General features: G+C 65.5%; 18 protein-coding genes and 1 tRNA gene. 6 read left to right on the top strand and 13 right to left on the bottom strand.

The annotated features are described in order from the left end of the window. Positions 1 to 38 precede the first annotated feature (38 nt). Positions 39 to 1,895, bottom strand: coding sequence for an ATP-binding protein (locus AC5P66_RS01375; RefSeq protein ID WP_099494777.1), 1,857 nt, complete (start codon positions 1,893 to 1,895; stop codon positions 39 to 41). 112 nt (positions 1,896 to 2,007) lie between these two features. Then, positions 2,008 to 3,384 (bottom strand): DNA repair protein RadA, encoded by a 1,377-nt coding sequence (gene radA, locus AC5P66_RS01370; RefSeq protein WP_049417334.1) that lies wholly within the window; start codon positions 3,382 to 3,384, stop codon positions 2,008 to 2,010. A gap of 150 nt (positions 3,385 to 3,534) precedes the next feature. On the opposite strand from radA, the gene AC5P66_RS01365 reads away from it, so the two are divergent. Further along, complete coding sequence (locus AC5P66_RS01365) at positions 3,535 to 5,592, top strand: putative bifunctional diguanylate cyclase/phosphodiesterase (protein ID WP_099494776.1); 2,058 nt, start codon at positions 3,535 to 3,537, stop codon at positions 5,590 to 5,592. 157 nt (positions 5,593 to 5,749) lie between these two features. Here AC5P66_RS01365 and cyoD read toward each other — a convergent pair whose 3' ends face one another. The 4 genes from cyoD to cyoA are packed head-to-tail and all read right to left on the bottom strand — an operon-like array spanning position 5,750 to position 9,766. Next, positions 5,750 to 6,091, bottom strand: coding sequence for a cytochrome o ubiquinol oxidase subunit IV (cyoD, locus tag AC5P66_RS01360; RefSeq protein WP_099494775.1), 342 nt, complete (start codon positions 6,089 to 6,091; stop codon positions 5,750 to 5,752). After that, positions 6,091 to 6,729: a cytochrome o ubiquinol oxidase subunit III gene (cyoC, locus tag AC5P66_RS01355; protein WP_005408583.1), complete on the bottom strand. Its 639-nt coding sequence runs from the start codon at positions 6,727 to 6,729 to the stop codon at positions 6,091 to 6,093. The genes cyoD and cyoC overlap by 1 nt, the downstream gene beginning before the upstream one ends. After that, positions 6,726 to 8,723, bottom strand: coding sequence for a cytochrome o ubiquinol oxidase subunit I (gene cyoB / locus AC5P66_RS01350; RefSeq protein WP_099487037.1), 1,998 nt, complete (start codon positions 8,721 to 8,723; stop codon positions 6,726 to 6,728). The genes cyoC and cyoB overlap by 4 nt, the downstream gene beginning before the upstream one ends. Before the next feature lie 2 nt (positions 8,724 to 8,725). After that, entirely contained in the window at positions 8,726 to 9,766 is a 1,041-nt protein-coding gene (gene cyoA / locus AC5P66_RS01345) for a ubiquinol oxidase subunit II (protein WP_005415723.1), read from the bottom strand. Positions 9,767 to 10,119: 353 nt separating this feature from the next. Between cyoA and AC5P66_RS01340 the strand changes: the two genes are divergently transcribed. Beyond that, positions 10,120 to 10,755 carry a GyrI-like domain-containing protein gene (locus AC5P66_RS01340; RefSeq protein WP_111096418.1) on the top strand — a complete coding sequence of 212 codons (636 nt, stop codon included), beginning with the start codon at positions 10,120 to 10,122 and terminating at the stop codon, positions 10,753 to 10,755. Between the two features lie 13 nt (positions 10,756 to 10,768). After that, positions 10,769 to 11,101: a hypothetical protein gene (locus tag AC5P66_RS01335; protein ID WP_099494773.1), complete on the top strand. Its 333-nt coding sequence runs from the start codon at positions 10,769 to 10,771 to the stop codon at positions 11,099 to 11,101. 461 nt (positions 11,102 to 11,562) lie between these two features. On the opposite strand, the gene AC5P66_RS01330 is transcribed toward AC5P66_RS01335, so the two are convergent. The 7 genes from AC5P66_RS01330 to AC5P66_RS01300 all read right to left on the bottom strand — a co-directional run bounded on the left by AC5P66_RS01330 (position 11,563) and on the right by AC5P66_RS01300 (position 19,701). Continuing rightward, positions 11,563 to 12,408 (bottom strand): RHS repeat-associated core domain-containing protein, encoded by an 846-nt coding sequence (locus tag AC5P66_RS01330; RefSeq protein ID WP_258390896.1) that lies wholly within the window; start codon positions 12,406 to 12,408, stop codon positions 11,563 to 11,565. Positions 12,409 to 12,764: 356 nt separating this feature from the next. Beyond that, positions 12,765 to 12,840, bottom strand: a tRNA-Thr gene (locus AC5P66_RS01325). 296 nt (positions 12,841 to 13,136) lie between these two features. Next, positions 13,137 to 13,478 (bottom strand): hypothetical protein, encoded by a 342-nt coding sequence (locus AC5P66_RS01320; RefSeq protein ID WP_099494772.1) that lies wholly within the window; start codon positions 13,476 to 13,478, stop codon positions 13,137 to 13,139. A gap of 733 nt (positions 13,479 to 14,211) precedes the next feature. After that, a complete protein-coding gene (locus tag AC5P66_RS01315) occupies positions 14,212 to 14,748 on the bottom strand; it encodes a hypothetical protein (protein ID WP_143566367.1) in 537 nt (178 codons plus the stop codon). After that, entirely contained in the window at positions 14,749 to 15,519 is a 771-nt protein-coding gene (locus tag AC5P66_RS01310; protein ID WP_099487044.1) for a hypothetical protein, read from the bottom strand. Between the two features lie 206 nt (positions 15,520 to 15,725). Beyond that, positions 15,726 to 16,730, bottom strand: a complete 1,005-nt coding sequence (locus AC5P66_RS01305; protein ID WP_099494771.1) for a 2-hydroxyacid dehydrogenase — start codon at positions 16,728 to 16,730, stop codon at positions 15,726 to 15,728. A gap of 97 nt (positions 16,731 to 16,827) precedes the next feature. Next, positions 16,828 to 19,701 (bottom strand): autotransporter domain-containing protein, encoded by a 2,874-nt coding sequence (locus AC5P66_RS01300; protein WP_111096419.1) that lies wholly within the window; start codon positions 19,699 to 19,701, stop codon positions 16,828 to 16,830. A 233-nt stretch (positions 19,702 to 19,934) separates the two neighbouring features. Here AC5P66_RS01300 and AC5P66_RS01295 point away from each other — a divergent pair, with 233 nt between their 5' ends. Genes AC5P66_RS01295 through AC5P66_RS01285 form a run of 3 tightly spaced genes read left to right on the top strand, consistent with a single transcriptional unit; the run spans position 19,935 to position 24,237 of the window. Beyond that, positions 19,935 to 20,462 carry an RNA polymerase sigma factor gene (locus AC5P66_RS01295; protein WP_080352916.1) on the top strand — a complete coding sequence of 176 codons (528 nt, stop codon included), beginning with the start codon at positions 19,935 to 19,937 and terminating at the stop codon, positions 20,460 to 20,462. Further along, positions 20,459 to 21,427: a FecR family protein gene (locus AC5P66_RS01290; RefSeq protein ID WP_263467475.1), complete on the top strand. Its 969-nt coding sequence runs from the start codon at positions 20,459 to 20,461 to the stop codon at positions 21,425 to 21,427. The genes AC5P66_RS01295 and AC5P66_RS01290 overlap by 4 nt, the downstream gene beginning before the upstream one ends. A gap of 11 nt (positions 21,428 to 21,438) precedes the next feature. Continuing rightward, on the top strand, positions 21,439 to 24,237 hold the full coding sequence (locus AC5P66_RS01285) for a TonB-dependent receptor plug domain-containing protein (RefSeq protein WP_111096421.1): 2,799 nt from the start codon (positions 21,439 to 21,441) through the stop codon (positions 24,235 to 24,237). Positions 24,238 to 24,279: the final 42 nt, after the last annotated feature.

Here is a 24,279-nt window from a genome sequence, read left to right as displayed (position 1 = left end):
CTCCTGTCTAGCGAAGGCTGGATGAGAAGGTGCGGTGCTCAGCGCAGCATCTGCTGCAGGGCGCCGGCGATGTCGGTGAAGGCGCCGTTGAGATCCGGGCCGGGCGTAGCGTTCGTGCGTGCCAGCGGGCGGCCCTGCGCGGCGACGATGATTTTCAGCGAGCGCAGCAGGCGCGCCGCAGCCTCGGCCTGTGGGTGGCCCTCGCGCTGGGCGCGCAGCAGTGCCTGCACCGCCGGGTTGTCGAGATTGAGATACAGCCGCGACGGTGCGCGCGATTCGATGCGCGCGGTGAACTGGCGCGCCAGGCGCAGCGCGGCCATCGAGACGCGCTTGTCGTTCTCGTCGTCTTCCAGCCGCTGCTTCAGCTCGGCCTCGCGGTCGGGCACCACCACCACCGGCAGCGCCTCCGGGCTGAAACGCGCGGGCAGCAGCTGCTCGCCGTCGCCCAGTTGTTCGCGCAGCCACGCCAGCTGCGCCTCGTCGAGGCTGTCATCACTGCGGAACAGTGCGCGGTTGCCCTGTTCGGTACCCAGCTCGACCAGGCGCAGGCCCTTGGCCTGCGCCCAGCGCCGCAGGAACGGCACCACCGCATAGCGATGGCCATGCGCGACCGGTACGCCCATCGCGCGGAACAGCATCTCTTCAAAGCCACCGCCGTTGTCGAGGATGACATGCACGGCACCACGCGCCGGCAGCGCACTGGCCGGCAGGTCGCCCTGCGAAGTCGGCACGCGCACGTGCTCCAGCAACAGGTCGAACAGGCGCTCATCGCACAGCGACGCACCCAGCAGGGCCTCGTTGTGGCGGGTCAGCACGCGCCGCCAGGCTTCCGGTTGCTGCTTCGCAACGTCGGCCAGGCCGTCGATCAGCGCCTCCAGCAGTGCATGCTGCACCGCGCGGTACTGGTCATCGCGCTGCAGGTCTTCGCGGCTGGCGGTGGGCGTCAACCGCGAGGATTCGATCACCCCGCCGATGAAACCGGCCCACGGCGGCAGCAGGTCGCGCGCGTCGTCATCCAGCAGCATGCCGCGCACGAACACCGACAGGTTGCGGTTGTCGCTGGTGCCATAGGTGGCGCCGTCCTGGACCCACAACAGGCCGGTGGCATCGCTGTTGCCATCGGCACGCAACGGCACGGTGACGATCGGCTCGAAATCATGCTCGAACCGCGCCGCGAACTGCAGCGCCTGGCGGCGGGCCTGCACCGGATGCATGGCGACATCCCCCTGGCCGCGCCACGGTGGCGGCTCGGGATTGATCGCCTCGGTCGCAGCACCAATGAAGATCGGCTCGGACAGCAGCGCGCAGTAGCGGCCCAGCACCTCGTGCAGGCGCGCCTCGTTGGCCAGCGGCAGGAAATCAGGATGCAGCTCCAGCTCCACCTCGGTGCCGACCGCACGTGCCGGCACTTCGCTGACGGTGTACTGCTCGGCGTTGCTGGATACGTACAGATGGCCCAGGTCCGGGGTCTGGTACGAGGTGGTGCGCACGCTGACCCGGCGCGCCAGCACGAAGGCCGACAGGAAGCCGAGGCCGAACATGCCGATCAGGCCCTCATCGTCCTCGCCGCCCTGGCGCAGGCCACGGGTATAGCCGACGCCGACGGTGGCCAGGTAATCGTGGATCTCCTGGCGGGTCAGGCCGGCACCGGTATCGGTGATGCGCAGCACGCCGGCACCGGCATCAACCTGCACCGAAATGCGCGAAGGCACGTCAACGCCGGGCTGCTCGATGCGGCGGCGGATGATCGAGTCATGCGCGTTCTGCACCAGCTCACGCAGCGCCACCACCGGGGTGGAATACAGGTGCTTGCCCAGCACCGTCATCAGTCCATTGAGATCGACCCCGGCACGACGGATCTCGGCGTTGGGGGCGGTGAGTGCGGTGTCCTGCATGTAATCGTTTACTCCTGGGCACGGAAAGACGCCAGAGGGCGTCTTCGTCGAGCGGGAAAAACTAGCACAAGGAAGCTGACCGTTGCCGTGATTGACGTTTGTAGAGACGGCATCACGCCGCGTCGATGGCCTCGGACAGGCGCTCCACCGCGATCACCTCCATGCCTTTCACCGAACCGCTCTTGGGCGCATTGGCCTTGGGCACGATGGCGCGCTTGAAGCCATGGGTGGCGGCCTCGCGCAGGCGGTCCTCGCCGTTGGGCACCGGGCGGATCTCGCCGGACAGGCCCACCTCGCCGAAGGCGATGGTCTTCTCCGCCAGCGGCCGGTCCTGCAGCGACGACAGCACCGCCAGCAGCACCGGCAGATCGGCGGCGGTCTCCTGCACGCGGATGCCACCGACCACATTGACGAACACGTCCTGGTCGCCGACCAGTACGCCGCCATGGCGATGCAGCACCGCCAGCAGCATCGCCAGGCGGTTCTGCTCCAGGCCGACCGCGACACGGCGCGGGTTCGACAGCGGTGATGCATCGACCAGCGCCTGCACCTCCACCAGCAGCGGCCGCGTGCCCTCGCGGGTGACCATCACGCAGCTGCCCGGCTGATGGGTGCTGCCGCCGGAGAGGAAGATCGCCGAGGGGTTGGAGACTTCCTTCAGGCCCTTGTCGCCCATCGCGAACACGCCCAGCTCGTTGACCGCACCGAAGCGGTTCTTGAACGCGCGCAACAGGCGGAAGCGGCTGCCGCTCTCGCCCTCGAAGTACAGCACCGCGTCCACCATGTGTTCCAGCACGCGCGGGCCGGCGATGCCGCCCTCCTTGGTCACATGGCCGACCAGGAACACGGCAGTGCCGGTTTCCTTGGCAAAGCGCACCAGCCGCGCCGCGCTCTCGCGCACCTGGCTGACCGAACCGGGCGCGGCGGTCAGGCTCTCCGTCCACAGGGTCTGCACCGAGTCGGCCACGATCAGCCGCGGGCCGGCCCTGGACGCATGCTGCAGGATCGACTCGACCCCGGTCTCGGCCAGTGCATTGACCCCATCCAGCGGCAGTTCCAGGCGGTGCGCGCGGCCGGCGACCTGCGCCAGCGACTCTTCACCGGTGACGTAGAGCACCGGCAGTTCGGCCGCCATCTTCGCCACCGCCTGCAGCAGCAGCGTCGACTTGCCGATGCCCGGGTCGCCGCCCACCAGCACCACCGCGCCTTCGACCAGGCCACCACCCAGCACGCGGTCGAACTCGCCGATGCCGGTCGTGACCCGCCGGTGCTCGGTCTGCTCCACGTCTTTCAGCGCGGTGATCTTCGGCGGATCGATCTTGCCGGCCCAGCCCGCCCGCCGCGAAGCCGGTGCCTTGGCAGCCGCCGCGCTCTCCAGCACGATTTCCGACAGCGAGTTCCAGGCGTTGCACTCGGTGCACTGGCCCTGCCATTTGCTGAATTCGGCGCCGCATTCATTGCAGACGTAGGCGGTGCGGGCTTTGGCCATCGGATGATTTCCAGCAACGGGAACAGGCGTGGCAGGATAGCCGAGCCGGGTCGCAGCTGCTGCGACCGCTCAAGTCCTGCCCACCCGCGCCGATAGGGGTCGCGGGCGTGCGCCTTGCGGGCGCTCCCTTCCTCCCCCACTGGATTCAACATGACTGGCAGTTACAGTCAGAGCCTGGTCACCATCTCCCTGCTGGTGGCCATTCTTGCTTCGTACACGGCGCTGGACATGGCCGGCCGCCTGGCCACCGCCGAGGGCCGCGTGGCCCGCTGGTGGCTGGCCGGCGGCGCGGCGGCCATGGGCCTGGGCATCTGGTCGATGCACTTCATCGGCATGCTCGCCTTCGACCTGCCGATCCCGGTGGGCTATGACCTCGGCATCACCCTGTACTCGCTGGCGGTCTCGATCGGTGTGTCCGCCTATGCGCTGTGGCTGGTATCGCGCCCCAGCCTGCCATGGCGCCGGCTGCTGGCCGGGGCCGTGCTGATGGGCCTGGGCATCGCCACCATGCACTACCTGGGCATGGCTGCGATGCGCATGCAGCCCGGTATCGACTACCACCCGGGCTGGTTTGCCGCCTCCATCGCGGTGGCCATCGGCGCCGCTGGCGCCGCCCTGTGGATCGCCTTCCGCCTGCGCGCCGAGCAGCGCCACACCCTCCTCCTGCGCGCGCTCGCATCGCTGGTGATGGGCCTGGCCATCGTCGGCATGCATTACACCGGCATGGCCGCGGCGCGCTTCCCCGAAGGCAGCATCTGTGGCGCCGTTGGCAGTGGCGGCATCGACACGCGCTGGCTGGCGGTGCTGGTGATCGTCACCACCGTGGCCACGCTGGGCATCGCCCTGGTGGCCTCGCTGTTCGACCGGCAGATGCGCGTGCGCACCGGGCTGCTGGCCGATTCGCTGGCGCACGCCAACGACAAGCTGATCCAGGCGGCACTGCACGACCCGTTGACCCAGCTGCCCAACCGCATGCTGCTGCAGGACCGCATCGAGCAGGCCATCGAGAAGGCGCGGCGCCGCAATCATGCGGTGGCGGTGATGTTCTGCGACCTGGATGGCTTCAAGGCGGTCAATGATGCCTATGGCCACCAGCTTGGCGACCGGCTGCTGGTGGCGGTGGCGCAGCGCATCGGCGGCCTGCTGCGGCCGCAGGACACGTTCGCCCGCCTCGGCGGCGACGAGTTCGTGATCGTGCTGGCCATCGATATTCCCGACGATGCGGTGGTGGTAGCCGAGCGCATCATTGCCGCCGCCGGTGAGCCGTTCACGCTGGATGCGGCCGAACTGCAGGTCAGCGCCAGCCTGGGCATCGCCCTGTACCCGGACGACGCCAGCAATGAGCGCGAACTGATGGCGCACGCCGATGCGGCGATGTACCACACCAAGGAAACCGGGCGGAACGGCTATACCTTCTTCACTCCCTCGATGCAGCTCAGTGCCAATCGCCAGCTGCGCCTGCTGCAGGACCTGCGCAAGGCCATCGCCCGCAACGAACTGATCCTGCATTACCAGCCCAAATTTCCGGCCGCGGGCGCACCGGCCACCGGCGCCGAGGCGCTGCTGCGCTGGCAGCACCCGGAGCTGGGGCTGCTGGCGCCGGATGTGTTCATTCCGATCGCCGAACGCAGCGGCCTGATCCTGCCGATCGGTGACTGGGTACTGGACCAGGCCTGCGCGCAGCTGCGGGCATGGCACGATGCCGGGCACGCGGAATGGACAATGGCGGTGAACCTGTCGCCGCTGCAGTTCGCCTCGCCGGCACTGCTGCACAGCGTGCGCGAGGTGCTGGAGCGGCACCGGATCGAACCGGCACGGCTGACCCTGGAGATCACCGAGACCACGGCGATGAAGGACGTCGATGCCAGCTTGGCGATCCTCAGCGACCTGACCGCCATGGGCGTGCACATCGCCATCGATGATTTCGGTACCGGCTATTCCAGCCTGCTGTACCTCAAGCGGATGCCGGCCACCGAACTGAAGATCGACCGTGCGTTCGTGCACGACCTGGAGCGCAATGACGAGGACGCCGCCATCGTCTCGTCGATCATCGCGCTGGGCCGCACCCTGCAGCTGCAGGTGGTGGCCGAAGGCGTGGAGACCCAGGCGCAGCGCGAGTACCTGAGCGAGCTCGGCTGCGACCAGCTGCAGGGCTACCATCTGGGCCGGCCGATGGAGGCCGAAGAGTTCCTGCGCCGCGTAGGGTGAGGCGCGCGGCTCATCCACGCACGAGGTGGAACCACGGGTAGAGCCGGCCGCTGGCCGGCTTCCCGCGATTGCCGGCCAGCGGCCGGCACCACCGGACAACGGGAAACAGAAAGGCCGCCCGAGGGCGGCCTTTCTGCGTGGCAACGTCGCGAGGACGTCAGTGCATCATGTGCACGTTCATGTTGTGCATGACCCACAGGGTGCCGATCACGATGATGCCGATCACCACGACGGTGAAGGCCGCAGCGTTGACGTTCCAGCGGCTTTCCGAAGAGCGGTCCAGGTGCAGGAAGAACACCAGGTGGACCAGCATCTGCAGTACCGCGGCGACCGCGATCACCACACCGTTGACGGTGCGCGAGAAATCGCCCGACATCACCATCCAGAACGGGATGACGGTCAGCACCACCGCCAGCACGAAGCCGATCAGGTACGACTTCACGCTGCCGTGGCTTTCGCCGCCGGTGCCGTGGTCGTGTGCATGGTTGTCATGTGCCATTACAGCGCTCCATTGAGGTAGACGACGGAGAACACGCCGATCCAGATCAGGTCCAGGAAGTGCCAGAACAGGCTCAGGCACGCCATGCGGGTCTTGTTGGTCGGGGTCAGGCCGTACTTCTTCAGCTGCACGAACATCACCAGCAGCCACAACAGGCCGGCGCTGACGTGCAGGCCGTGGGTACCGACCAGGGCGAAGAACGCCGACAGGAAGGCACTGCGGTCCGGACCGTAGCCCTGATGGATCAGGTGCTGGAACTCCCACACTTCCATGCACATGAAGCCGAAGCCCAGCAGCCAGGTGATGCCCAGCCACAGGTACATCTGGCCCATCTGCTTGCGGTGCATGGCAATCATGCCCAGGCCGAAGGTCAGCGACGAGGTCAGCAGCAGCGCGGTTTCCCACGCCACGAACGGCAGCTCGAACAGGTCCTTCGCGGTAGGACCGCCATCGGTACCGCCTGCCAGCACCACGTAGGTGGCGAACAGCGAGGCGAAGATGAGGCAGTCGCTCATCAGGTACACCCAGAAACCGAAGACGGTGTTGCCGCCGGTGTCGTGGTGCTCGTGGTCGTCATGGCCATGGGCCGCCGCGTGTGCGGCGTGCCCGTGGCTCAGGGTCGAGGTATTGGTGCTCATGCCTTCAGCTCCGACTTCACCAGGCCCTGGGCTTCCAGGTGCTTGCGGTGTGCGTTCTCGATGCGTTCCACCTCGGCGGCCGGGACCCAGTAGTCCACGTCCTGGTCGAAGGTGCGGTAGATGAACGTGGCGATCATGCCGACGAAGCCGACGATGGCCAGCCACCAGATGTGCCAGATCATCGCGAAGCCGAACACCAGGCTGAAGGCACCGATGACAACGCCCGTGCCGGTGTTGCGCGGCATGTGGATGTCGGTGTACTTGGCCGGCTTCGGCCAGGCTTCACCCCGCTGCTTGCGCTCCCAGAAATCGTCCAGCTCGGTGACGTCCGGCAGCGTCGCGAAGTTGTAGAAGGCCGGCGGCGAGGAGGTTTCCCACTCCAGCGTACGGGCATCCCACGGGTCGCCGGTCAGGTCGACGGTCTTCTTGCGGTCGCGGATCGACACGGCCACCTGGATGATCTGGCACAGGATGCCGGCGCCGACGATGAACGCGCCGCAGGCGGCAACCAGCAGCAGCGGCTCGTAGGCCGGGTTGACGGTGCTCTGCAGGCGGCGGGTCATGCCCATGAAGCCCAGCACGTACATCGGCATGAAGGTCACGTAGAAGCCGATGAACCAGCACCAGAACGCGCACTTGCCCCAGAACTCGTTGAGGCGGAAGCCAAACATCTTCGGCCACCAGTAGGTGATGCCGGCGAACATGCCGAACACCACGCCGCCGATGATGACGTTGTGGAAGTGGGCGATCAGGAACAGGCTGTTGTGCAGCACGAAGTCGATGGCCGGGATCGCCAGCATCACGCCGGTCATGCCGCCGATGACGAAGGTGACCATGAAGCCGATCGTCCACAGCACCGGGGTGGTGAAGTGCACGCGACCGCGGAACATGGTGAACAACCAGTTGAAGATCTTCACGCCGGTCGGAATCGAGATGATCATCGTCGTGATGCCGAAGAAGGCATTGACGTTGGCACCCGAACCCATGGTGAAGAAGTGGTGCAGCCACACGATGAACGACAGCACGCCGATGCAGGCGGTGGCGTAGACCATGCCCTTGTAGCCGAACAGCGCCTTGCGCGAGAAGGTCGCGATGACTTCGGAGAACACACCGAACGCCGGCAGGACCAGGATGTACACCTCCGGGTGACCCCAGATCCAGATCAGGTTGATGTACAGCATGGCGTTGCCGCCACCGTCATTGGTGAAGAAGTGCGTACCCAGGTAACGGTCCAGGGTCAGCAGCACCAGGGTGATGGTCAGCACCGGGAAGGCCGCGACGATCAGCACGTTGGTCACCAGGGCGGTCCAGGTGAACACCGGCATCTGCATCAGCTTCATGCTCGGGGTGCGCATCTTGAGGATGGTGATGAAGAAGTTGATACCACTGAGCGTGGTACCCAAACCCGCCACCTGTAGGCCCCAGATGTAATAGTCCATGCCGACGCTTGGACTGTATTCGATGCCCGACAACGGCGGGAACGCCAGCCAGCCGGTGGCAGCGAACTCACCGATCCACAGCGACAGCATGATCAGCACCGCGCCCGCCACGAACAGCCAGAAGCTGAGCGAGTTGACGAACGGGAACGCAACGTCACGCGCACCGATCTGCAGCGGCACGGCCAGGTTCATCAGGCCGGTGATCAGCGGCATCGCCACGAAGAAGATCATGATCACGCCGTGGGCGGTGAAGATCTGGTCGTAGTGGTGCGGCGGCAGGTAACCCTCGGAACCACCGACGGCGATGGCCTGCTGGGTACGCATCATGATGGCGTCGGAGAAACCGCGCAGCAGCATGACGAAGGCGACGATGAGGTACATCACGCCGATCTTCTTGTGATCCACCGAAGTGAACCACTCCTTCCACAGATAGCCCCACAGCTTGAACTTGGTGATCAGGGCGACGACGCCCAGGCCACCAAGAACCGCGCCGACCAGGGTGGTCAGCACGATCGGATCGTGGGGGATCGACTCAAGAGAGAGTTTTCCCAACATGTTCATTCTCCCGAACCCGCGTGGCCGGCATGGCCTGCGTGTTCGTGTTCGGTGGCATCCAGGTTTTCACCCGATTCCTTGGAATCATGCGCGTCACTCGGGGCGTGGCCCTCGTGCGCTTCATGGGTGGCGGCATCGGCAGCGGCGGCACCGGCATGCGAGTGCTTCATGCCGTAATGCTTGTTGTCGCCCATGTGCTTGGCGATGACCCAGTCGAACAGGCCTTCTTCGGTCTTGCCGAAGTAAGTGACCGGATACCACTCGGCGTTGCGTGCTTCACCCAGGGCCTTGAACGAGGCCTTGTCCAGGGTCTGCTCGCCGGCGCGGACCTGGTCCAGCCACTGGCGGTATTCGGCATCGGTGACCGAGTAGGCGGTGAAGTGCATCTTGGCGAAGCCCGCGCCGCTGTAGTGCGAGGACATGCCCGGGAATTCACCGGTCTCGTTGGCGATCAGGTGGAGCTTGGTCTCCATCGCAGCCATCGAGTAGATCATGCTGCCCAGGTGCGGGATGAAGAATGCATTCATCACCGAATCGGACGTGATCTTGAAGTTCAGCGGCGTGTTGACCGGGAACTTGATTTCGTTGACGACCGCCACCTTCTCTTCCGGATAGATGAACAGCCACTTCCAGTCCAGCGAGATCGCCTCGATGGTGACCGGCTTGACGTCCGAATCCAGCGGACGGTACGGGTCCAGTGCGTGCGACGAGCGCCAGGTCAGGACCGCCAGCACCAGCACGATCATGCACGGGATCGACCACACCACCACCTCGATCGCCGTCGAGTGGGACCACTTCGGCTCGTAGCGGGCCTTGGTGTTGGAGGCGCGATACTTCCACGCGAACGTCAGGGTCATGATGATGACCGGGATGACGACCAGCAGCATGAGCACGGTGGCCGTGATCAGCAGGGTCTTCTCATCCTGGCCGATCTGGCCCTTCGGACTGAGGATGGCCACCGCATCGCAGCCGGTGAGCATCACCAGCAACGACAGCAGCAGGCCCGGGCGCAACCAGCGCCCAAGGGTTTTCAACGGAATCATCGGTCGATCCAATTGCGAGGGAATGCCGTTCCCCGTCCCTGCCTGTTCCGGCCAAAGCCGGTCCCACCGGTCCGGAAGACAGGCAGGGAGGTGGGGTCGAGTCAGCCTTTCAATTTTAGGCCGTCACCCACCATTTAAGAAAGACATTGACAATGATCGAGCGCAGGAAAGGCCCGATTCTGGCTGCGACACGTTGTCGCACCGCGCAGGCGCGGCGGGCAGAACAGCCGGGGGCGGCATCCTAGCATCGGGCGGTGGCCGGCGCTTCGCCCTCGTTCGGCAAAGTCATCTGAACCTGTTCAGGCGTGCTGGCGGGTGCCTGGCGTGGGATGCTCGGCGCAGGAGGAAGGCCCGTGGACAAGATCGACTTCAAGAAGCGCGACCGGGCGCTCTATCAACCACCCGCCGGCAAGTTCGTACGGGTCGATGTACCGCCCCTGCCCTACGTGATGGTCGATGGTCGCGGCGCCCCGAACACCGCCCCCGACTACCTGCAGGCCGTGCAGTGGCTGTATTCGGTGAGCTATGCACTGAAGTTCGCGCTGAAGGCCGAAGGGCGCGACTACGTGGTGCCACCGCTGGAAGCGCTTTGGAGCGCCGAGGACCCGGCCAGCTTCGTCGCACGGCGCAAGGATGAGTGGGCCTGGACCGTAATGATCCGCACACCCGAGGGCATCGGCCCTGCGCAGTGGCAAGCGGCGATCAGCAAGGCGCGCGCGAAGCTGGGAGAGGCTCCGCCCAGCCTTCGCCATGAACTCCTTGCCGAGGGCCCCAGCCTGCAGACCTTGCACGTGGGCGCCTACGACGACGAAGGCCCCATCCTGGCGCAGCTGCATGACGAAGTGATGCCCGCATTGGGATACACCTTTGCCGGGCCCCATCATGAGATCTACCTCAGCGACCCACGCAGGACCGAGGCGGCGCGGTTGAAGACCGTGCTGCGGCAGCCGGTGCGGCCGATCGGGCCTGATGAGGATTCCCGCAGATGACACAAGGAATGCCATGCGCCTGATCAACCGACTGCTGCACTGGACCACCCTGCCCGCCGGGCGCCGCCTGATGGCCGTGCTGGGTGCTGCGCTGGTGATCGTGCTGGCCTGCAATCCGGCGCTGTCGCCGTTGCTGCCGGTCGTGGATGCGCTGGGGCTGGATGTACTGATGCTGTTGTTGGGTGCACAGGTGGTGGCGGTACTGCCTTGGGTGCGGGAGCGGGCCGCGCGCGGGGCCAGAGTGCTTGCACGCCTGCTGATCGGTGCATTGGCGGGAGCTGCAGGTGGTTATCTCCGGCAGCTGGTGTGGTGGCTGGCGAAGGATGCGGGGATGGCGCGGCGTTGATAGCGTCGCGCGGCTAATCGGCCAAACAAAAAAGCCCCGACCAAAGGCCGGGGCTTTTTTACAACTGGTGCCGGAAACAGGAGTCGAACCTACATTTCATCTCAGTCCCGGGTCTGTCGGTCCAGCGATATTTCCGGTTCCGACCATCCTGTCCAGACTCTCCTCAAATACCTCACCATCTTCAATGTAGAGCTGGACTTCGTAGTCGGATGATAGCCGGATGTCCAGTACCCATACTTGCGGCGCGCCGGCAAGCGCATCGCACAGATCACCCGTAGACACCTCTAACGGCCTGTTCACCATCCGCTCTCGAAGATGACCCAAGGTCGCTTTTGACTCCGCTCCCGAAGGGACATCCAAATGCGATAGCAGCCAAATATCATTCGTGCTGAAGTTATCTCTTAACGCCTCAACTACCCTGTCTCCCGTGATTGGGAAGTCCCAAGCGTTTACCGTCATGACTATCCGCCTCCGTTAAGCGGCCGCGCGGGTCCGCGTGAAGGAGTGCCCCCGGTAGCACTCGGCTCATAAGGATGTTCGTGCGGGTTCGTATGACTGCCCGGCCGGCCGTGGTCAGTAAAATCAATAGTCTTTACCGGCCTCCCGTGACCGTCGAATTCTCTCGCCTGGTCGTACTTTCCATTTCTACCATCTCGCTGCCCCAGTTGCGTATGCGGGCCAGCCGCATCCGGTTCTGGCGCAGGCTCACCATTGGGCTTCGTGGGTAGTGGTCGGTCGGGGAAACGATTGGGTATTGGCTGCCCGTCTCGCCCCCGCCGAACTGTATCCCGACCTGCGGGACGTTCAGTGGGTCTCGAAGTTGGCCTTCCACTTGGCCCGCTCTCGCGATTCCCCCCGGATGTATCCTCACTGCGCTGGATGTTTCCACCAGGATTGGGAACCGGGATGGGAAGGAGGCAAGGAGCCGGCACCGGGATCGCTTGCCGCCCATCAGGATCAGTGAACTTGTACGGATTCCCGTTGGCATACCTGTACCGATTGAACTGCCCAACCGGTTTCAGATACGCCGTCACCGGATCCACTGACAGGAACACCCCCAACTGGGGATCCATATACAGCTGCCGCATGTAGCTCAGCCCGGTGGCCGAGTCGCTCACCTGCCCGGTATAGCCAGGCCCGTCCGTGACCTGTCCGCCAACGACAGGCCCATAAGGCTCGTAGTCATAGCGCTTGATCACGTTGCCATTGGCATCGCTCTCGGCAACAACCCAACCGAGGGCATCGGTATGGATGTACGTGACCGTCGTCTGGGCAATTGCGGCTGGCGACAAGCCAACGCCGATCATCGGAACGCAGCACAGCCAGGCGCCGAATGCCCCCAGCTTCCAAAATCGATCTTCCAATCCCTTGAAGCGGGTAAACACACCGCCTGCGGTTCCCCGAACCTGCGCATCCTTCCAATCCCTGAAAGAGCCTTGAAGCAAGGCTCGGTATTCATGGCACAGGAATGACCGGCTGCGGTTGCCAGGTCAGGAACAGGGCGCGGCGCTAAGCACCTGCGAAGCCGGCGGGCGAGTAGGCCGCGAGGCTCGGAAATTGGGGGCTGCCAGCCATGGGCTGGCACTACGGGTCGCCGGCCAGCGGCCGGCACTACCGGAGCACAAAAAAAGCCCCGACCAGGGCCGGGGCTTTCCATCAAACATGGTGCCGGAAACAGGAGTCGAACCTGCGACCTACGCATTACGAATGCGCCGCTCTACCAACTGAGCTATTCCGGCTTAGCTGGCTATTCTAGTGGCTGTCAGGCGCCAAGGTCAATTGCCTTGAGGGCACAGCCAAGACGATCTGCTACACCCTCGGGATTTCCGCTGCGAGCGGGTCGTCTGCCGCATCCTCCTCAATTCTTCAGCTGGCGCGGTGTCACATCGGGCGTGTTCCAGAAGTACCTGAGCATTGGCGCGACGGGAGTCTTCTAGGGCAGACAGCAGCCAGGCAGCACCATGCTCTTCCAACCCATCGCTCTACCTTTAACAGATCTTGGCCGCCCTCTCACATCCACTTGCTTTCCCCCCATCTACTGGATCCTGAACGCGCATCCATCCTTGCCCACGACAACGACCAATGTCTGACGAGCACCGGCAGCAACATAAACATCCCCGCCGCAATGGATCTCCTCCGACTGAGGTGATCGCCGATACACAACTTCCGCCGCCGAATCCGTGACAACGTCCAGACTGCCAGACGCCTTCTCACCCGCCGGCAACTGGTCGATGCCAAACATGCTTCCTCCGGCCTGCAATCTGACCTGATAGATCGCCTCACCAGATTCATTGCCCAAACTTACCCCGAGACCCGGTGGCGAACTGCAGCCAATGAGGGACAACAGCTCCGCCCCCAGCAAGATCGAACCTCTCATTTTCCCCACTCCTCTACGTCGGTGCTGAGCGACCCGTCTCCAACTCCTGCGCGCACGCCCGCCACCGCTGACCACGCTCCGCAACCGGCGACATTGCAGCGACGCACTGGTAGTCCCAGTGCCCCGGCCAGCGGCCGCGAGCAGGAATCGACCCGACGGGCTGCAGCGCAGATCCGGTTCAGCGATCAGCTGCTCCCGCCGGGCCAGCGCTCCCTTTTCATTGGTGGTTAACCCGGCGCGGCCCGCGCGCTCAGCGCGGCCGCCAACACCGACTAAGCTGCCGGAATCCGATTGGGCCTTGGAGCACCGCCCCCAGGCCGAATTGGAAGAAGCACTGGAGCTCATCGCCGAGCTTGTCGGCGCCGTACCCGACAAGGGGTACGGTGGGGCGCGGCGGCGAACTCTTACCCGTCGATTACCCACTTTGTTGGCGTGGGTGACAAGCCGGCTCTACGGTAAGTGCGCCCTCATGTCACCAAGAGGCCCCCTGATGGTGTACTCGCCCAAGGGAATCATTACCTTGGAAGGGCTCGAACCTGGTCATCAGCGCATGATCTATCTGGAGCGCTGCCCTCGGGTGACACGAAGAACCTTGAAGGACCGGGTCGTACTCCTGACTTGCACGATATCTGCTTGCCGACCAAGGCTATCCGGCAGGCTCGCTTAATAAGCTGTGCCAACCCACTAGCGGGTTATCAATTTACGCAGGGATAGGGGGCGCTGCTCCGACTCGCTATACGGCGTTCAATATTTCTGACAAGGCCAAGATCGTCTTCCTTCTCTTTTCTTCGATCGGAGATATCAACTTAGCATGCATATCATCTGTCTTTAGCACTTCAAAAATGGCCGCGATATTGGAGTGCCGTTCAATAAAGGGGATCAACCACTCGTCGCAAGCAGCCACTATTTCAGATGCGACCCGACCAACGTCGTCATGGGATGAAACGATCCATCGCCGTTGCCCTTCTTCAGTCAAATTGCCAAGCTCGCACCCGATGGTTGCAGAGTTCTTTCGATCTTTATCAGTTATCAATCTGTCGCTCTTATCTTGGATCATGTCTTGCACAGCATCGATTCGGATTGCCGCACTGACCACAACATCAAAGTCGACTTGCGCATGACGCACAAAAGCAAGATGAATAGATGCCCATCCGAAGGATCTAGCCAGACGGAACGACTGGCCTACCGGCCTTGAGCCGAAGCCGCGTTTATTGAGCAAGGATCCAACTTCAGCAAGAAGTTCCTTCTCAAGAGCAATGAGATTATTCATTTATTGGGATACCTCCGGGTCTTCGACCCGGCTTGCCATCAGCAACACCCGCACCATTCCGAAGCTCGAACCACCGAAGTCCATCGGCCCGACCCAACGCTCGATTCCCACGTCGAAGAAGTACCGGTTGCCCTCGCCATCCACCCCAAGAAATCCCTCACCTGGATAGCCGTTGGCGGTGGCTGGGAGGCAGGAGAAACGGAGATTACCCCGCGTTCCCCAGTTGTAGATGGCGCCATCGGTCGGCCGCGGATTGACCGTGCCGGCTGCGCCGATGTAGAGGAGCTCCTGGTCGGAACCACCGGGGATGTGTGCCTTGTTGCCGGTCCAAACCTCGTACAGATTCGCGATGGTCGGAACCTTCGGGTAGAAGGGCTGAGCACAGCGTTGCGTCGCCCCGTTGCCCCCGATGTTCCATTTGTTTGTGGCTTCGAACGTCCCGTCGATGAAGGGGACATCGATGTCCCAGCTACCGAATCCGCCCAGTGGCTGGCGGTCCTTGAATGAGCCTATCGACAAGCGGCGCTGCAGCCGCACCGGCAAGGCAGAGTTGCCAGGGAGTTCAACGTCGGTAACCACGAACTCGGTCGCACCGGAGCTTGGATTGATCTTCTCGCCGAACAGTTCCGATGTCAGCGGCGAGAGCATCTCACCTGTCCGGATCCGCTTGTTGTATTCGGTATGCGGGGTCAACGGGCTGCTAGCGACAGCCGACCAGGCCATACCCGCCAATACAGTCGCCAACATCCCCCGCAACGGCCAATTGCGCATGGAACATCCCTCTTTCCAGATGCGTCGGCAAACGGGCTACGCACGTCCGCCGACCTGTCCTGGCGTCATGTTCCGGCCAACCTGCAACTGCGCCGTCCATTGCGCCCCCCTACGATTCAGAGAGGCGCAAGCCCCCCTTCACCCCAGCTTCATATGATATTCATCCAAAGTAAAGGCCCTACCCGTCTACAAGTGCGCCGCGACGCCTACTCATCCCCCACCCGGTTCGTACACGCCCGCCCCTCGGCGAAATCCCGCAGGTTCCCCAGCGTGATCGCCGAGATCTCCTGCAGCGCCTCTACGGTGAAGAAGCCCTGGTGGCCGGTCACCAGCACGTTGGGGAAGGTCATCAGGCGCTGGAAGGCCTCGTCGTCGATGATCTCGCCGGACAGGTCCTGGAAGAACAGCGCGCTTTCCTGCTCGTAGACGTCGATGGCCAGATGACCCAGCCGCCGCGACTTCAGCGCGCGGATCACCGCATGGGTATCCACCAGCCCGCCGCGCGAGGTGTTGACCAGCATCGCGCCGGTCTTCATCCGCGCCAGCGATGCGTCGTTGATCAGGTGCTGGGTATCGGGCGTCAGCGGGCAATGCAGCGACACGATATCGGCGCGCGCCAGCAGCTCCTCCAGTCCAACCCCTTCGCCCACGGCGGCGAAGGCCGGCGATGGGTACGGGTCGTACCCCAGCACGGTGCAGCCCATGCCGTGGAAGACGCGCGCGGTGGCCAGGCCGATCTTGCCGGTGCCGACGATGCCGACCGTGCGCCCATGCAGGGTGCGCCCGAGCAGGCCATCGAGCATGAAGTTGCCCTCGCGCACGCGGTTGTAGGCGCGATGGGTCTGCCGGTTGAGCGTCATCACCAGCGCCAGCGCGTGCTCGGCCACGGCTTCGGGGGAATAGGCCGGCACCCGTGCGACGAACAGGTCCAGCGCTTTCGCGGCGGCCAGGTCCACATTGTTGAAGCCGGCGCAGCGCAGCAGAATGGCGCGTACGCCCAGCGCATGCAACGCGTGCAGTACCGGCGCGTCGAGGCGGTCATTGACGAACACGCATACCGCGGCGCAGTCCTGTGCCAACGCAGCGGTATGCACGTCCAGCGCGGCATCGAAGTACACGAATGCAAAGCCCTGCCCGGCTGCATCGCGCTGGTTGGCCTCGTCGAGGAAACGACGATCGTAGGGGCGGGCACTGAAAACGGCGATCTGCATGAACGGGCCTGGCGGGAGTTCCCTGCCGACCATACCGCAGCACCTGCCCTGATGGGATGGCCCCGGCGATACGGATATCGCCGGGGCCAGGTACCCCTTAGAACCGGTAGCCCAGGCCCAGCATCACGCCGTTGTGGATCTGGCCATCGCGGCGCTCGCCCACGTAGTCGGCCATGATCGACAGGCGTTCGCTGGCACGGCTGGTCACGCCCAGGTTCCAGGCCAGCACCTGCTCGCCCACGGCCTGGCTGCTGGCACCGAACAGCAGGTCCGGAGCTGCGGCGAAGCCGGTGCTGTAGCGGGCCTGGGTGTCACCCAGTTCCTTCTGCCAGACCACGCGCGCGCGCGGGGTGATGCGCTCGCCGTTGTTGCCTTCGAAGGTCTTGAACAGCTGCAGGCCGGCACCCACACGAACGCTCTCCAGGCTGCCGCTGCGGCCCACCAGCGCACCGGCGCCCTGCCCTTCATTGAAACGGGTGGCCGAGGTCCGTGCGTAGTCCACCACCGGCAACAGCGGCTGGATCACCAGACCCTTTCCAGTGGTGAAGGAGAACGCATGCTCCACCCGTGCCGAGATGGCATCGTTGCTGTACTTCGCGCGCAGAGGCTGCTGCAGCCCATCAATGCCGCCGACACTGCGGCGGGTGTCATGCCGCAGGTCGGTGTAGCGCACGGCTGCCGACAGGTAGCCCCGCGAATAGGTCGCGTCCAGATAGCCCCCCACGTCCAGCGCGCGCACGTCACCGCTGAAGCCGGAGCCATCGCTGGCCTTGGTCGACATGTCGGCCGCGGCCACGCTCACGCCGAGGGTCACGCGGTCATCGGCGACGCGGGTATCGGCACCGATCAGGATGCCGCCGACATTGTGGCTCAGGCCGGCCACGCCGCCGTCGGCATCGATGCGGCCATGGCTGGCGAAACCGCGCGCCCACAGGCCACGGCTGCCACTCGCCGTGCGGCTGTCGCCAGCACCCTCGCCGGCCGGCTCGACCAGATGCATGGCCAACTGGTTGAACAGGCTGCCGTGGCGCATGCCCGGCTGCGACGAGACCGACTGCGCAGCCTGCGAAGCCAACCCGTCTGCATCACCACCACTGCGCATCGCTGCCTGGTGCTGCTGCACGACGTTGCCGATGCTGCCGATCAGTGCATTGTCGGCCAGTCGCAGGCTGGCGTGCGCGTCACCGCGCAGGGCGCCGGCCTGCTGTGCGATCACATCACGGTCAGCGAACTGCAGCGCACCCAGCAGCGACTTCAGGCCGCTGTCCTGGCGGTCCGATGCAGCGGCCAGCGCGCGCCCCAGGCCGTCACCGGAGGTGCCGTTGGTGAACAGGCCCAGCTGGTCGAAGCCTGGATTGGCGGTCAGCCACAGGCCGTCGGCGGTCTGGTTGACGTTGAAGCTGAGCAGCGAATTGTGGCGCGGGCGGAACACTTCACCGGCAGCGATGCTGGCGCTGTAGCCGGTGTCGCCCAGTCGCACGGCATCCTGGAAGCCCCCCTGGTAGATCGGTCCTTCCACCAGGTCGCGACGGTAGGTGCCGGCATAGAAGCCCTGGGCGACGTTCAACGCCAGGTGTGCGCCCTGCGCGATCACCAGCGCGCCCTCCTCGGAGCCGCCATCGTAGAAGCTGCCGACGCGCAGGCGGCCACTGCCGGTACCACCCGTTTCGGTAACGTCGAACAGCACCTGCCCGCCGGGCATGATGTTGACGTAGCCGTGGGTCACCAGATCACCGCCACGCGGCATCAGCGTGCCGAACACACGCAGGCGGTTGAAGCCGTCTTCGCGGTAGGACGGGCCGGTGCCATCCAGCAACGCATCGCTGTCGGTGCCGACCGATGCGATGTCGCCATGGCCAACCACCACGCTGCCCGGCATCACCCGCAGCTCGGGGGTACGCAGCGCGCCGCCCTCCAGCGCGATGGTGCCGTTGTCGACCAGCATGAAATCGGCGCCGGTGGTTTCGGCGGTGCGCCAGGTGGCGCCGTTGCTGACACGGATCACGCCCGCCGAACTTGCCAGGGTGGACGCATCCAGATCGGCCAGCCGCAACTGGCCGCGCAGCTCATCCTGGAGGTCGGGATCGGCGAGCATCTGTTGCAGCGACGGCGTGCCGATGCCGTTCGGCCCCCGCGTGGAGACGTTGTACAGGCTCACCGCGTAGTTGATGTAGGTGCTGGCCCAGTCGGTGTTCCAGCGCGCGAAATCGTCGTCGACGAAGGCCTGCAGCTGGCGCGCGGTGCGCAGGTAGCCCGGGTTGATGTCGCCGCTGACGTTGCTGGTGACACGGAGGGTGTCGCCCGGATCGCGATAGCCTGCCGTGTTGATGATGTTGTTGCCGCGGATGTCCTGGCCCGGGAACGTCTCCAGCTTGCTGCCGCTGCCATCCGGGTCGAAGGTGACCGACGTACCCGTGGTGCGCGCCGGGTCGCGGAATACCAGCAGGCCATTGGGCTGCACCACCTCATACATGGCCTTGTGCAGCAGGCCCGCATCCATGCCGCCACCGTAATTGCCGGTGTAGATCTGGGTCATGCGCGGCGATGGCGCGTAGGTGATCCTGCCGCCGCTGCTGGCGGCATGGATCTGCACCGAATCGACCAGCGGCAGATCGCCGCCGAGGTAACGGTTGACGCCACCGGACTGCATGATCGAGCAGGACGAGATGCAGTGGCCGGACACGATGGTGTCCAGCCCCTGGGTGCGGATCACGGCCTGCAGCCACTCGCCGGCGATCAGCGCGCCGCCATTGGATGTGCGCAGCACGACTTCGCGGATCGGACGGCCTTCAGCCTGCGCCTTGGCCAGCAGTGCGGGCAGCGCCACCACGTCGGCGACGGTGACGCCGCCGCTGAGGAAGACGCGATCGTCCCGCACGTGATAATTCATTGCCATGACGTCATCAACCGCCGCCATGGCGGTGACGCCCATCAACCCGGCCAGGGCCAGGCTCAACTTCGAATGCTTCATGTGTTCTCTCTCCACCCGCAACACACGGGTCAGGAGTTCAACGTCCGGGCGGCGAAAACTCCCCCAGCGCACCAGCCCCCGAAACATGAATGCATTCACAATGGAATCAGGGGCCATGCGCACTCTTCCCCATCCGGTCATCGTCGCGTAAAACTCGAAGACGCACCCGCCACCGACGCCCGAGGCCAGCCCTGTCCACCCCCTCTCCGATCCATCGCGCGCCGGACCTGTCCGTGCCGACGGACGCGTTCATTGCGTTCGTGCGGGAGGAACGCGCGCCGTTGTGCGCTTTCCTGCGCACGCGCGGCGTTGGGCCGGAGGATGCCGAGGACATCGCGCAGGACTGCATGGAGCGGCTGATCCGCTATCGCGCGCACAGTGCCGACGAGCTGCGGTTGCTGCTGTATCGTATCGCCCGCAACCGCCTGGCAGACCGCGGCCGCTCGTCGCAGTCGCGGCCACACCTGTCCCTCGCCGAACACGATGGCGGCGACGAGCCCTCCAGCACGTCGCCCGATCCATTGCGCCAGGCCGAGTCCGGTCAGATGCTGTCCCTGCTGCGGCAGGCCCTGTTCAAGCTGCCCGAGCGCGCGCGCGAGGTGTACCTGCTCAACCGGATCACCGGCATGAGCTATACGCAGATCGCGCGGCACTGTGGAATCACCGCCAAGACCGTGGAAAAACATATCGCCCGCGCCCTGCAGGGCCTGCGCCAGGAACTCGGATCGGATCCGCTGCACAACGACAGGGACAACGGATGAGTCACGCCAGACCCAGGGAAGACACCCTGCTGTTTGAACGCGCCAGCGCCTGGGTGGCGCGGCTGGAGGCGCCGGACTGCACGCCGGGCGAGCGAGAGAGGTTCGAGGACTGGCTGGCCGAGGACCCGGCCCATGTCAGCGCCTGGATCCAGGCCGAGACCCTGTTCCAGCGGGGCGAAGAACTGGCCACCGACCCGTGGCTGCGCACCGCCGCGGCACGTGCGGCACGGCCGGCGCAGCGTCGCTGGCTGCCGGCCTTGGCCGCCGCCGCGGGCGTCTGCCTGGCCATCGGGATCGGCTGGATGGTCGCCGTAGACGGCAACCCCACGCCGCTGCGCTATGCCAACGATTCCCACCAGCCCCGGCAGCAGACGCTGGCCGATGGCAGCGTGGCCACGCTGGATGCGGGCACCACGCTGCACGCCCGATTCGGTTGGCGCCATCGCAACCTGGTGCTGGAACGTGGCCGCCTGCAGCTGCAGGTCGCACCGTCGAGCAAGGCGCTGCAGCTGCGCGCCGGCGACAGCACCATCCGCGACATCGGCACCACCTTCCAGGTGGAGCGCCTGAACGACGGCCTGGTCGAAGTCGCACTGCTGGAAGGTGCGGTGGAAGTCAGCAATGGGGGGACCCGGCACACCCTGGCACCCGGCCAGCAGCTGCAGGTGCTGCCCTCGGGCCGCTTCCAGCCCGGCCCGGCGCTGTCATCCAACGCCGCTGCCGAAGGCTGGCTGCAGGGACAGCTGGTGTTCGATGCCACGCCCCTGTCGATCGTGGTCGAGCGCATGAACCGCTACGGCCGCACGCCGCTGGTGATCGCCGATCCTGAGATCGCCAGCCTGGCCGTGAGCGGTACCTTCCGCGCCGGCGATGCGCAGGAACTGCTGTCGGCACTGCAACTGGGCTGGTCGGTGGCTGGCCAGACCCGACCGGATGGCGCGCTGGAACTGCGCCGCACGTACTGAGGAGGCCTGCAGTGAAGGCAGTACCGGGCGCGCTGCGGGAGGGGGTGCTCCGCACCCTGTTCTGCTTCGCGCTGAGCATCGCCGCGCAGCCCTCTGCCGATGCCGCCGAACAGGCCGGCACCCTGGAGGTCCATGTGGGTTCAGGCCCGCTCGCACCTGCCCTGCAGCAATGGGCGCGCCAGAGTGGCATCGCCCTGCTGTTCGATGCGCGTGAACTGGACGGCCTGCGCACGGCCGGCACCCATGGCCATAGCGATGCGGCCGCAGCCCTGAAGGAACTGGTCGCCGGCATGCCGGTGACCATCCTGCGCACGCCTGCCGGCGGATTCGTCGTCCGCCGCACCCGGCCGGCACCGCCATCGCCACCGCCGGTCGCGGCGCGCGCGATGCCCGCGGCACCGTCGCCGGGCAGGATGCCCGAGACGCCGCCGCAGGTGGAGCTGGCGCCGATCCATGTCACCGGCAGCCGGCTGCCGCGCACCTCTGTGCAGACCACGCTGCCGGTGACCATCATCGACCGCGATGACATCCTGCGCAGCGGCTACGGCAGCCTGTTCGACCTGCTGCGGCACTTGCCGGGCATGAACGGCCACCCGGCGATGAGCACCTCGCGCAGTGGCGATTCGCAGTACCTGCCGGTGGGTGCGGCCACCACCACCAGCCTGGACGGCATGGGCCCGCGTGCGACCTTGTTCCTGGTCAATGGCCGGCGCCTGCCACGCTATCCGATGGTGTCGCTGGAACAGGGCGGGCTGACCGACCTGGGGGGCATCCCGCTCAGCTTCGTCGAGCGCATCGAACTGGTGCGTGGCGGTGCGTCGGCCATCTATGGTGCCGACGCGATGTCCGGCGTGGTCAACATCATCCTGCGTGACCAGGCCGATGGCCCTGAAGCCATGCTGCAGACCGGCCTGAGCGGGCGCGGCGACGCCGGCCAGTATCGCCTGCAGGCGGCCACCGGCGGCGTGCGCGACGGAGGGGACCGCTGGTTCGCTGGCGTCGACCTGCACCGCATCGACCACGTGGCCGGCGATCGCCGCGAATGGCATGCGGAAACCTCGCAGTACCTGATCGGTGCGTTCCGCGATGGGCGCTACTGGCCGGCAAAGCGCTGCGAAGGGCCATTGAAACGGCGCGATGGTGCCTGCTGGTTCGACAGCGCACGCCCGCGTTCGCTGCAACCGGCCTCGGACACCGCCTCGGCCTACCTGCGCTATCGGCATGAGCGCGGCGAAGGTCGCTATGCCTACGCCGAGGCGCGAGCCAGCCACAACCGGCAGCGCTTCGACCTCGGCCCGACCGCCGTAGCCATCGGACTTTATGGGTTCACCTTCAACAGCGTGCTGCGCGAAGCCGGCAACGTGCGTCCGCATGTACGTGCCACCGATGCCGACGTCACCTTCGGCATCGGCCGCGACCAGGGCCGCCGCAGCTGGGATGCCGGCATCAGCGCGCAGCGCAGCGATGTCACCCTCACCACGTCGGGTACGGTGCGTGCCGAACCGCTGCTGCGCGCGGCGGAGACGCTGGATTTCCTGCCCGGCTTCACCTCGTTGCCGGCAGAGACCGCCGCGCAGTTGTTCCCGTCGATCCGCAACCGCGGGCGCACCGAGCAGTGGCAGGGCTGGTGGGGCATGCAGCGCGAGTTGATGCCATTGGCCGGCGGTGCTGCACAAGTGGCCACCGGCATCGACCTGCGCCAGGAACGCTGGACGTCGCATCCCGACGCGCTGCTGAGCCAGGGCGACCTGGCACTGGGCCTGCCGCAGGAACAACGCCACCTGTCACGCCGCAGTGGCGGTGCCTACGCCGAACTCGGCCTGCCATTGGCGCGCACGCTGCGCATGGACCTGGCGGCACGCTGGGACCGCGATGGCGATTACCAGGCTTTCTCGCCACGCGTAGGCGTACGCTGGAGCCCGACACCGCAGTGGTCATTCCTGCTTGCCACCGGGCGCGGCTACCGGGCCCCCAGCCTGTTCGAGCAACGGAGGCCGCCGGGCTATTTCGGCGCGATCGAACTGCCCGCCTCCAGCGCGCTGCCCGACTGCGCGCAGAGCAGCGGCAACGGACGCTGCAGCGTAACCGTGGACGTGGTGGAGAACGATGCGCTGAAAGCGGAGCGGTCGCGCAGCCATTCCCTGGGTGCGACCTGGACACCGACCGATGCGTTTTCGCTGTCGCTGACCCACAACATCGTCGAGCTGCGCAATGAAATCCTGGCCCTGCAACCGGCCGACGCAGTGTGGAACTCAAGCACGTGGGAGCTGGACGAGGATGGACGCCTGTACAACCTGCGCCTGTCGTTCGACAACATCGGGCGCACCACGTCGCGCAACCTTGTTCTGCGCGGGGAGTACCACATCGACACCCGCAGCACCGGCCAGTGGCTGTTCTCCGTCGATGCACTGAAACAGCAGGAACTGCGCCGCGAGCGTGGCCACGAAGCGACGGTGGACCTGCGTGGCCATGTCACGCCAGCGATGGCCGCCGTGCTCAATGTGCAGTGGCAGAACAGCAACTGGGACATCGCCCTGCGCGGCAACCAGGTGGGACGCACGCGTGCCTGGCTGCCCGGTGCGGAATGCCCGGAGGAACAGCGCGAGCAGAACCATTGCATGAATCCGCGGCAGCTGCGCTGGAACCTGCATCTGGCAAGGCGGCTGGGGCCGCGCGTGGTCGCCGCGCTGGACGTGCACAACGTGCTCGACACGCAACCGGTGAACTACCTGGTCGGCAATGGCGGCCAGATGCCGGGGCTGGACGATCCACTCGGCCGCTACTTCCTGCTGACCCTGCAGATCCGCTGAGCGTAGTACCCTACGCGCCCTGTTCCATCGGTCCCCACCACC

The organism is Stenotrophomonas sp. YJH_SMC_122 (genome assembly GCF_059369535.1).
Note: the sequence above shows the minus strand (reverse complement) of the source record. Positions and strands in the feature narration are given on the sequence as shown.

Coding starts and splice junctions, on each gene's coding strand:
- AC5P66_RS01375 (WP_099494777.1), bottom strand. CDS start 1,895: ATGCAGGACACCGCACTCACCGCCCCCAACGCCGAGATCCGTCGTGCC.
- radA (WP_049417334.1), bottom strand. CDS start 3,384: ATGGCCAAAGCCCGCACCGCCTACGTCTGCAATGAATGCGGCGCCGAA.
- AC5P66_RS01365 (WP_099494776.1), top strand. CDS start 3,535: ATGACTGGCAGTTACAGTCAGAGCCTGGTCACCATCTCCCTGCTGGTG.
- cyoD (WP_099494775.1), bottom strand. CDS start 6,091: ATGGCACATGACAACCATGCACACGACCACGGCACCGGCGGCGAAAGC.
- cyoC (WP_005408583.1), bottom strand. CDS start 6,729: ATGAGCACCAATACCTCGACCCTGAGCCACGGGCACGCCGCACACGCG.
- cyoB (WP_099487037.1), bottom strand. CDS start 8,723: ATGTTGGGAAAACTCTCTCTTGAGTCGATCCCCCACGATCCGATCGTG.
- cyoA (WP_005415723.1), bottom strand. CDS start 9,766: ATGATTCCGTTGAAAACCCTTGGGCGCTGGTTGCGCCCGGGCCTGCTG.
- AC5P66_RS01335 (WP_099494773.1), top strand. CDS start 10,769: ATGCGCCTGATCAACCGACTGCTGCACTGGACCACCCTGCCCGCCGGG.
- AC5P66_RS01330 (WP_258390896.1), bottom strand. CDS start 12,408: ATGATCGGCGTTGGCTTGTCGCCAGCCGCAATTGCCCAGACGACGGTC.
- AC5P66_RS01320 (WP_099494772.1), bottom strand. CDS start 13,478: ATGAGAGGTTCGATCTTGCTGGGGGCGGAGCTGTTGTCCCTCATTGGC.
- AC5P66_RS01315 (WP_143566367.1), bottom strand. CDS start 14,748: ATGAATAATCTCATTGCTCTTGAGAAGGAACTTCTTGCTGAAGTTGGA.
- AC5P66_RS01310 (WP_099487044.1), bottom strand. CDS start 15,519: ATGCGCAATTGGCCGTTGCGGGGGATGTTGGCGACTGTATTGGCGGGT.
- AC5P66_RS01305 (WP_099494771.1), bottom strand. CDS start 16,730: ATGCAGATCGCCGTTTTCAGTGCCCGCCCCTACGATCGTCGTTTCCTC.
- AC5P66_RS01300 (WP_111096419.1), bottom strand. CDS start 19,701: ATGAAGCATTCGAAGTTGAGCCTGGCCCTGGCCGGGTTGATGGGCGTC.
- AC5P66_RS01290 (WP_263467475.1), top strand. CDS start 20,459: ATGAGTCACGCCAGACCCAGGGAAGACACCCTGCTGTTTGAACGCGCC.